1 protein-coding gene is annotated in these 1,595 nt (G+C 70.4%); it reads right to left on the bottom strand.

The annotated features are described in order from the left end of the window. Window positions 1–67: 67 nt before the first annotated feature. A complete protein-coding gene (locus tag ACTUAL_RS02360; protein ID WP_096491916.1) occupies window positions 68–1,453 on the bottom strand; it encodes a glycine--tRNA ligase in 1,386 nt (461 codons plus the stop codon). Between the last annotated feature and the right edge of the window lie 142 nt (window positions 1,454–1,595).

The raw sequence follows: 1,595 nt of genomic DNA, 5'->3' as shown, positions 1-1,595 counted from the left end.
GGTGCGCGCGGACGGGCCCCCGGGGGGGGGGCGGGGGGGCGCCGTCCGGGGAGGCGTCGGGGGGCGGTCAGGCCCCGATGAGCCGGGCCGCCAGGTAGCCCTCGATCTGGTCCACGGACACCCGCTCCTGCGACATGGTGTCGCGCTCGCGCACGGTCACCGCGTGGTCGGTGAGGGTGTCGAAGTCGACCGTGACGCAGAACGGCGTGCCGATCTCGTCCTGCCTGCGGTACCGGCGGCCGATGGCGCCCGCGTCGTCGAACTCCACGTTCCAGTGCTTGCGCAGCGCGGCGGCCAGGTCCTTCGCCTTGGGCGAGAGGTCGGCGTTGCGCGAGAGCGGCAGCACGGCGGCCTTCACCGGGGCGAGCCTGCGGTCCAGGCGCAGCACGACGCGCTTGTCCACGCCGCCCTTGGCGTTGGGCGCCTCGTCCTCGGTGTAGGCCTCCAGCAGGAACGCCATCATCGGACGGCCCACGCCCGCCGCGGGCTCGATCACGAACGGGCGGTAGCGGGAGTTGGTGGCCTGGTCGAAGTACGACAGGTCGACGCCCGAGTGGTTGGAGTGCGTGGTGAGGTCGAAGTCGGTGCGGTTGGCGATGCCCTCCAGCTCGCCCCACTCCTGGCCGCCGAAGCGGAAGCGGTACTCGATGTCGACGGTGCGCTTCGCGTAGTGCGACAGCTTCTCCGCCGGGTGCTCGTAGTGCCGCAGGTTGTCCGCCGAGATGCCCAGCTCCGTGTACCAGCGGGTGCGCTCGTCGATCCAGTACTGGTGCCACTGCTCGTCGGTGCCGGGCTCGACGAAGAACTCCATCTCCATCTGCTCGAACTCGCGGGTGCGGAAGATGAAGTTGCCGGGCGTGATCTCGTTGCGGAACGACTTGCCGATCTGGCCGATGCCGAACGGCGGCTTGCGGCGCGAGGTGGTCTGCACGTTCAGGAAGTTCGTGAAGATGCCCTGCGCGGTCTCGGGCCGCAGGTAGTGCAGGCCCTCCTCGGTCTCGACCGGGCCGAGGTGGGTCTTGAGCAGGCCGTTGAACATGCGCGGCTCGGTGTACTGGCCGCGGGTGCCGCAGTTGGGGCACGGCACGTCGGAGACGTCGCCCTCGGCCACGTCCTTGCCGGTGCGCTCGGCGTACTCCTCGGACAGCGTGTCCTGCCGGAACCGCTTGTGGCAGGAGTTGCACTCGACGAGCGGGTCGACGAACGCCTCGACGTGCCCGGAGGCGGTCCACACCTCGCGCGGCAGGATGACGGAGGAGTCCAGCCCGACGACGTCCTCGCGCCCGCGCACCATGAAGTTCCACCACTGGCGCTTGATGTTGTCCTTGAGCTCGACCCCGAGCGGCCCGTAGTCCCACGCGGACCGGGTGCCGCCGTAGATCTCCCCGCACGGGTAGACGAAGCCACGGCGCTTGCAGAGGCTGACGACGGTCTCGATGCGATCGGCTGCCACGGGGGCTCCATCGGGGCTGCGGGGGGAGAACGGATGCGTCAGGGTAGTCCCAGTGCCGCGCCCCCCATCGGGCGACCGGGGGCGGGTGTGGATCACGGGCGGTGATCGCGAAGGGGGCGTTGGGCGAGGTGCCGAAGACCTG

This window comes from Actinosynnema sp. (assembly GCF_052038725.1).
Note: the sequence above shows the minus strand (reverse complement) of the source record. Positions and strands in the feature narration are given on the sequence as shown.